Genomic DNA, 7,895 nt, shown 5'->3' with positions numbered 1-7,895 from the left:
GGAAAGACGGCCCTGCGCAGTGCCAGCAGGTTGGGAGTGGACCGGACCTCGACAGCATAGCCCACGATATCGGGCCGCGGCGGCACCGTACTGTACTCGCGGTGCGTGTCCATGTAGTTGAGAAACAAGAAGTAGGGCACGTCGCTCGCTTGGCGGCCGATCCATGCGAGCGCACGGGCCGTCAGCGTGCGGGCGGGTACGCGCTTGGCGACGTACTTCTGAAACCCTCGCGCCAACCCCCAACGCCGACTGAGATAACCGTCGTTGGCACAGTATGCCGCGGTTGTGTAACCCGCCTGACCGAGGGCCTCGGCCAGCGTCGAATGGCGGCCGTCGTAGGGCAGGCTGTTTTCGCGCGGGATCTTGGTTCCACCGCTGCGATGCCTTGCCGCCCCGCTGCGCCCCTTGGTGCGATGGGCGCCATGCTGGTACGGCGCCAGGCCGGTGAACATCGAGGCGTGACTGGGCAGCGTCCACGCCGAGCTGCTAACTGCGTTGCGGTAGCGTGTGGCTCGAGAAGCGAATCGATCGAGGTTGGGTGTCGTCCTGCGATGGTATCCGTAGCTGCTAAGGTGGTCCGCACGCACGGTGTCGAGCACGATCAGCACGACGTTGGGGGGTCTGCCATGCAGCGCCGTGGAAGACCGTGGCGGGACGGGCGTTCGTGGCACGGCCGGGCTCGCCTTATCGGAGGCGTGACGCACGCGTCCGGTGCTGGAACGCTTGGATTCTTCCGGGGTCGAGCAGCCGGCCGGGGCTAGCAGCAGCCAGGCCCCGAACAACAGGACGCGCTCAGGCGTCGGGCCAGCATGACGTCGCCACTTCGATTTCGATCCATCCCGTCCAGCGGTGTTGCGCCGCCTTCGCATACCGGGAGTATTCGCGCGACAGCGCGCCTTGCTGGCCGGGCGCCTCAAAGCCGACCTGACCATGTTGTCTTGACCGACACCTTACGCTCTTGCGGCACACTAACACGTCAAGTACCACGGATCACAAGTGCGGTCCGGGTTCCGGAATCGGCCCCAGGGCCGGCGAGGACCGGCTCCGGGGCCCGGATCGGCGACCAGTGCATCCGTGGACCTCTTGTCGATTCGTGTACGCCGCAGGGCGCGATTGGTGCGATCCTTGGCACGTGCTATTTTGGGGTGGAATGTCCGTGCTGGACCCCGCCCCCAGACTCTCGGGAGCCAAAGGTTGCTCGGCAGGCGTCAGCCAAGCAAGGCGTCCGGGCAGCATCGCATTGCCCTTTCGATTTCGATCCATCCCGTCCAGCGGCGTTGCGCCGCCTTCGCATACACGAGGTGCTCGCGTGACGGCGCTCCTTGCCATCGCGAGTACGATGGCCGCTTGCTCCCCCGGGCATGGCGCAGACCCATCGCCAGCCACCCGCGCAGGCGATCCTGCGGCCACGGGTGCTCCTGCGCCAGGCAGCGCCGGTTTCGCCATCGGCAGCGGAGCCACGGTCGGCGGCGCTGGTGTAGCGGGGGTTGGCAGCCCTGGCGGTACGGGCGGTGCGTTGGCTGGCGGCGGCGGCCCGAGCGGCGGCCCCATCGGGGGCGGGACAGCGCCGGCGCCGGGTCCGCCTCAGGCGCCAAGCCCCTGCGTCGATCCAGCCCCGGCTAGGCTCACCGAAATCACCGCGCGCAGCAATGTACAAACGGGCATCCACACCCCGAGCGAGCTGATCGACTGCAACATGGTGCCCGTTGGCTCGAGTGGCACCGGCTATCAGATCTGGCGCGACCCCAAAAACCTGTACAACGGCAACCCCAGCTACCGTTTCCTGATGGTCGACGACAGCAAGACGCGGGTCGAGTTCTCTGCGCTGTACGTCACCGCCGTGGATATCGCGGGTCTCACCCAACAGCAGATCGACGCCAACGTTGCAGCAAAGTCGCTCTACCACTACGGCCGCGGCATGGCGACCACGGGTGAAGCGTGGGTCTACGAGTACGGTTTGTGGCTGCCGGGGACCCTCGACGCAAGCTCCAAGGGCATTATTTCGCAGTGGCACGGAGTGCCCGACAGAACAACGGTCGTAGATCCCCAAGGCAAGCTCCACCGCTACACCCTGGAGCGTTTCACGACCGAGGTGCTCAGCCGGATGTACTTCATGGGCACGGACGGCTACGACCTCACGACCGACCAGCCGAACGGGTATCGGGTCGATCAGGGCGGCTACCCGCCCATGTCGCTAAAGGTCGGCGAGGGGTACCTCTACCTGCTGGCTCGCGCAGACTACAATCGCGTCACCGACAAGACCGACAGGCTAGGTCTCAGCCCGCCCTCGAGCGGCCCCAAGCGTAGCCCGCTGGGCACCAAGACGATCTCGCTCCCTTATATGCAGCTTCTAAGCGACCTGCCCAAAGGCCAATGGATCGACATGAAATGGACCATCGTGTGGTCCGAGTGGGCCCCCGATGGCAGCGGCATCCTGAACGACGGCAGGATCGAGCTTTCGATGGACGGCAGGCAGGTGCTCGATTGGACGGGCCCGATAGGCAACAACGACGAGCACGGCACGTACTTCAAGTACGGCATCTACAAGGCGGGCGCGTCCGGCATGGAGGTGCGCCTCGCTGGATTCTCCCAGCACCGGCTAGTAATCGGGCATCGCTAGATCGTCAGCGACCCCGTTGCGCGAGCATGGCTTCGTAACCCGCGGTGAGGCCGAGGGGACTCACGTCGTGCGCGACGCCTCGACTCCAGACTCGAATGCTCGCCACCTGCTCCAGGGCGACCGGAAGCTCCAAGGCCACCACATGACCATCCACGTCCCAGAGCCGTTGTTCGATCCCTTCGGCCTCGAGCACGCACCCATCGTGACCAATCGGCTCACCCGCAACCGCTGTGTGTTCTGACACGGACGCCATAACAGAGGACCGCGGCCGGGGCGAAGGGCCGCGGCCGAGGCGCATGTCGGGTTCCGACATCGGGCTCCGGGTTCCGGGGTTCGGATTCCGGGATTCGGATTCGGGCCATGCTCGGTCCGGAGTTTCGGGACGGGCACTAGTTAGAGGGCCCACGGTGCCAGCACGGCTTCGGCTGCTGCTTCTCCGCTGCGCACGGCGTCGGGAATGCCGACGCCCCGGAATGCGGCGCCAGCGAGCGCCAGTCCGGGGTGGCGTGCGGCACGCTGCTCGATGCGGCGCACCAGCTTCAGGTGTCCGACGTGGTATTGCGGCATGGAACGCACGTGACGATCGAGGCGCTCGAGGCCGGGTTCGCCCGCGATCCCCGTCAGGCTGGCGATCTCGGAACGCGCGGAGTCCAAGAGCTCTCGGTCGCTTCGCTGCTGCAGCAGCTGCTCACAACGTGCACCGCCAAAAAAGGCTCGCAACAGCAGGTGACCTTCGGGAGCGCGGCCTTCGAACTTGACGCTCGACCATGTACACGCCATCAGGGAACGCCGTTCGATCTTCGGCGCCACCCAGCCGAAAGCGTCCAAGGGCCTCGGCATGGCAGGAAGCGGCCAGCCGAAGCTGGCGATGGCCACCGAGCCGTAGGAGACGGCGCGCAGCAGCTCGGCCAGATCGCTATCGAGCTCGCACAGTATCTGGGCCGCATGATCTGCGGGCAGCGCGACGACCACGCGATCGGCGCGCAGCGTCTGTCCACGTTCCAGGTGCACCTGGTAGTGGCCTGGCGTGCGCGTGATGCTGCGAACGGAGCTCGACAGGCACAGGCACGATCCCAGGCGGTTCGCCAGCTCGTCGGTGAGCGTTCCCATGCCGGAACGAAGCGACACGAACAGCCCGTAGCGAGCTCCGGTTGCACGCTGGCCGTCTTGCGTGCGCCGCAGCGCACGCAGCACGCTGCGCTTTTCGGCCTCGAGCTCGACGAAGCGGGGCAATGTCGCGCGTACGCTGAGGCGCTCCGGATCGGCGCCGTAGACCCCGCTGACGAGCGGTTGCACGAGCCGGTCGAGGACCTGCCGGCCGAAACGACGTGACACAAAGGCTGCCAGGCTCTCATCCTCGTGCTGGGGGCCACGCGGCGCCACCAGATCCCAGCAGGCTCGCAGCTTGCCGCCCACGCTGAGCAGCTGACTGCTCAGCAGCGGTCCCAGGTGCGTGGGGGCGACCATGGAGAAACCGCTCGGAACGCGAACGAGCTTGCCGCGTGCGACCACGTACGCTCCCCGAGCACCCTGCCGCGTCCCGATGATCTCGTCGCCGAGACCCAACCGGCGCAGCAGCGAAATACCCCATGGCTTTTCCGACAGCACCGAATCGGGTCCCTGTTCCACCACAAAACCACGCTGGCGGACCGTGCCGATTAGTCCACCCGCGCGCGTGCTGCCCTCCAGCACCCGCAAATCGACCTCAGGGGCGCGGGTCAGGACACGGTAGCCGGCAGCCAACCCGGACACACCCGCTCCCACGACGACGACGCGCGTCGCTTCTCCCGGTCCCTGGCTGCTCGCTGGATCGCCCGGCATGATTCAGCGGGCTTGCATGGAGCGTTGCACCAGGTCGGCCAGGGCCGAGACAAAGGCCGGGTGCGTGTTGGGCGTGGACGCACGCAAAAGACTCAGGCCAAGCCTGTTTGCTGTTGCGGCTGCCTGCACATCGAGATCGTAAAGCACTTCGATGTGGTCGCAAACGAAGCCGATGGGCGCCAAGACGATGGCGGCGCTGCTCGATTGCGCGTGCGTTCGCAGCGCGTCGTTCACGTCCGGCTCAAGCCAAGGCTCGTCCGCGCGCCCGCTGCGGCTCTGGTAGCACAGCAGGCAGCGTGCGTGGCCCAAGGCCGCTGCGACTGCACGCGCGCAGGACTCGAATTGAGCTACGTAGGGGGACTGATCGGCCATGAGCTTCGGGATGCTGTGCGCCGTGAACGCGACCTTTGCGGTTTGCCGCTCGCCCGGCGGGAGCCGCGCGAGCGCTTCGCGGATGTGATCCACATGGGTCTGCACCAGACCCGGCGCTGCGTGAAAGCCTCCGGCGAAGTCTACCTCGGGCGCTGCCTGCCCGAGCCGCAGCCTGGCCTCGGCCACCGCTGCGCGGTAGCGCGCTACGCTGGCTTCGGTTTCGAGCGAGCTCATGATCAGCGCGAGTACGCTGCGGTGGCCGGCATCGCGCATTTCGTGCAGGACGTCGGCGATATAGGGTGACCAGTTGCGCATGCCCACGCGTACGGGCAGTCCCTTGTCCCCACTGGCGCACAGGCCGCGCTCCTCGATCTCACGTTCAAGCGCGGCGGCCTGCTCGGTTGTCAGGCGGTTGAGCGGCGAACAGCCGCCAAACCGGGCATAGTGCGACACCACTTCTTCGAAGCGGGCTTCGGGTATGCGCTGCGGCGTGCTCGTTCGGGCTCCAGGCCCTTGCACCTCGTCGGGGTCGCTCTCAAGTACACCGCGGTTCGCAAGCGCACCGCGGTTCGCAAGTACACTGCGGTTCGCAAGCACACCGCGGTTCGCAAGTACATTACGCAGGAACGGCCGCACGTCTTGCATGCGCTCGGGTCCGCCGAATGCGAGCAGCAGCACCGCATCGTAGCTCACCGTGCGCTTTCCTCATGCACCGAATCGACCAGCGCTTTGACCTGGTCGACCGGCGTCTGCGGCAGGATGCCGTGACCCAGGTTGAAGATGTGACCCGGCCGCTGCGCCGCGCTCGCGAGCACTTTCCTGGTTGCGGCCAGCAGCTGCTCCCGGTGTCCAAGCAGCCGCCCCGGATCCAGATTGCCCATGATGGCGGTTTCGCCCAGGGCCTTCCACTGCACGCCCAGATCGACCCTCCAGTCTATGCCGATCACATCGCCACCGGCTTCTTTCATCAAGGGGTAGAGGGCGGGATTGCCCGTGCCGAAATGGATCACCGGAACGCCGGGGTCGAGCTGGCTGAACAGCGCCTGCATGTGCGGCTTGACGTGGCTGACGTAGTCTGCCGGAGACAAGCAACCCACCCAGCTATCGAAGACTTGCAAGGCGCTGGCCCCCGCGGCGACCTGCAGCTTGAGGTAGCGCGCGACCGCCTCGGTGAGCCGCGCCATCAAGGCGTGCCATGCCCCTGGGTCGCTGTACATGAGCTTCTTGGTGTGCATGTAGTGTCTGGAGCCGCCGCCCTCTACGACATAGGAAGCCAGCGTGAAAGGAGCGCCCGCAAAACCGATCAGCGGAAGCGCCCGCGGCAGCTCCCGGCAGGTCAGGCGGATCGTTTCGCCGACGTAGGCGAGCCGATCTTCGAGATCCTCGGGAAGATGCAGCTCCGCGATGCGTCGGGTGTCCCTGAGCGGCCTTCGCAGCTGCGGTCCTTCGCTGTCCGTGAACTCGAAACCGATGCCCAGGGGTTCCAGTACCAGCAGGATGTCGGCGAAAACGATGGCCGCGTCGAGCTCGAATTGCTTCACCGGCAGCAGCGTGACCTCGGCGGCGAGCTCCGGTGTCTTGCACAGTTCGAGAAACCCCACGCGAGCCCGAAGCTCACGGTACTCTTGCTGGTAGCGGCCCGCTTGCCTCATCAGCCAGATGGGCGTCCAGCGTGTAGCCTCGCACCGGCAAGCGCGCAAAAACTCGCTCATGCTTTCTCCCGGGGGCGGCCAGGCCTACAGGTGCAGCGTAACGTGACCCTGCAGCCGCAGACTCGCGCCCACAGCGCTGCCGTCCGCGATTACCAAGGCGGTCGGTGACTTGGTCTGGCGCGACAAGTTCAGCAGGGTAGCATCGACGCCGAGGCCGATGGCAAGCGTCGGCGCGATCCGAGCGTCGAAGCCGAAACCGAGCTCGCCAGCCAGGCCATAGACCGAGGTCGTGCTCTCGCTGGGTTGCTGGTAGTTGGCCGAGCCGACCCAGGCATAGCCGCCCGCGACGCGCAGGTAGGGTTCGAACACGGACAGCTTGGGCCGCAAGCCGGCTTCGAGCAGAAGCAGCCCGAGGTCGAACGCCGGATAGCGTGCCAGGGCCACGCGCGCGCCAAAGGAAAGCAACAGCAGCCGCAGCGAGGCCATCACCCCAAAAACAGGACCGGCGCCTGAGTCGTCGCGGATGAGGTCCGTTCCGCTCTGAGCGGATAGCAAGTTCTTGTCGCTGAACTTCTTCAAGTGCGTGTACGACACCCCCACGAAGGGCTCGATGAGAATCAGATCCGGTCCGCCCTCCTGCTCGCGTGCGGCAAGCTCCTCGTCGCTGGGCCCCGTTTGATAGACGCGCTGCGAAACGCGCGTGACACGGCGGGGTGCCGGCTTCTTGCTGGACGGGGCGGGAGCTGAGCGAGCAGAGGCGGAGCTGGACGGCGTGGACCCGCTTGCCGCGGCGGTAGCCGGCCGCCCGCCCGAAGCTTGCTGCGTGCCAGGGGTCTGGGCGACCAGGCTGCTGGTCGGCAACACAAACAGCACTGCTACGATGGCCGCCGTGCTTTTCGAACGTGTCGGTGCCATCACTGCCGCCGGCCCGTCAACTGGTCCCGTTCGAGGTGCTCCGAGAGGGTGTCTTGCCGAGCCTCGCAGGGGCTGCCATCCACGCGCTCGGGAACCAGCTCGGAGCCCACTACATACCTTCCGTGCAGCCAGTTGCCAAGATCAACCTGCTTGCAACGCTGTGAACAGAACGGAAACACCTGGTCCTGGATCGGCCTGGAGGTTCGGCGGCGACAGATGGGGCACGTATGCTGCCACGTATGCTGCATGGGCCAAGCCTAGCAGCATCCCGAACAAGTCGCCCATCGTCCATCGGGGGGCTTGGCTCTGCCCGGACACCCGGGCGTGCGTCAAGGTGCTATAGCTAGTGCCCGTCCCGAAACTCCGGACCGAGGATGGCGCAGCGCCGCGGGGTCGGATGGCGTGTCGGCGAACCGAGGAAATGCAGCGCATGCGGCTGCCCCAGTCAATCGGGTTTTCATGCGGTCTTCTGGGCGAGCGCGCCCGCAGGAATCGCCCGAGGAGTACTGCTCGGC

The 7,895-nt window shown here is 66.3% G+C and carries 8 protein-coding genes; 1 reads left to right on the top strand and 7 read right to left on the bottom strand.

Annotated features, from left to right (window positions below; genetic code table 11):
* Positions 1 to 671 (bottom strand): sulfatase (locus MJD61_04960; GenBank protein ID MCG8554627.1); only part of this gene is annotated, 671 nt, incomplete at its 3' end.
* Positions 672 to 1,309: 638 nt separating this feature from the next.
* Here MJD61_04960 and MJD61_04955 point away from each other — a divergent pair.
* Positions 1,310 to 2,620 carry a polysaccharide lyase gene (locus tag MJD61_04955; protein MCG8554626.1) on the top strand — a complete coding sequence of 437 codons (1,311 nt, stop codon included), beginning with the start codon at positions 1,310 to 1,312 and terminating at the stop codon, positions 2,618 to 2,620.
* Positions 2,621 to 2,624: 4 nt separating this feature from the next.
* Here the strand turns inward: MJD61_04955 and MJD61_04950 are convergent, their stop codons facing one another.
* From MJD61_04950 to yacG, 6 genes are all read right to left on the bottom strand, one after another.
* On the bottom strand, positions 2,625 to 2,864 hold the full coding sequence (locus tag MJD61_04950) for a hypothetical protein (protein MCG8554625.1): 240 nt from the start codon (positions 2,862 to 2,864) through the stop codon (positions 2,625 to 2,627).
* Between the two features lie 149 nt (positions 2,865 to 3,013).
* Entirely contained in the window at positions 3,014 to 4,441 is a 1,428-nt protein-coding gene (hemG, locus tag MJD61_04945; protein ID MCG8554624.1) for a protoporphyrinogen oxidase, read from the bottom strand.
* Between the two features lie 3 nt (positions 4,442 to 4,444).
* Positions 4,445 to 5,506: a ferrochelatase gene (gene hemH, locus MJD61_04940; protein MCG8554623.1), complete on the bottom strand. Its 1,062-nt coding sequence runs from the start codon at positions 5,504 to 5,506 to the stop codon at positions 4,445 to 4,447.
* Complete coding sequence (hemE, locus tag MJD61_04935) at positions 5,503 to 6,525, bottom strand: uroporphyrinogen decarboxylase (GenBank protein MCG8554622.1); 1,023 nt, start codon at positions 6,523 to 6,525, stop codon at positions 5,503 to 5,505. Before hemE ends, hemH begins: the two co-directional genes overlap by 4 nt.
* A 24-nt stretch (positions 6,526 to 6,549) precedes the next feature.
* Positions 6,550 to 7,380, bottom strand: coding sequence for a hypothetical protein (locus tag MJD61_04930; GenBank protein ID MCG8554621.1), 831 nt, complete (start codon positions 7,378 to 7,380; stop codon positions 6,550 to 6,552).
* A complete protein-coding gene (gene yacG, locus MJD61_04925; protein ID MCG8554620.1) occupies positions 7,380 to 7,628 on the bottom strand; it encodes a DNA gyrase inhibitor YacG in 249 nt (82 codons plus the stop codon). The genes MJD61_04930 and yacG overlap by 1 nt, the downstream gene beginning before the upstream one ends.
* Positions 7,629 to 7,895: the final 267 nt, after the last annotated feature.

The organism is Pseudomonadota bacterium (genome assembly GCA_022361155.1).
Taxonomy (GTDB): Bacteria; Myxococcota_A; Polyangia; order Polyangiales; family JAKSBK01; genus JAKSBK01.
This window is presented reverse-complemented; position numbering and strand designations above follow the sequence as displayed.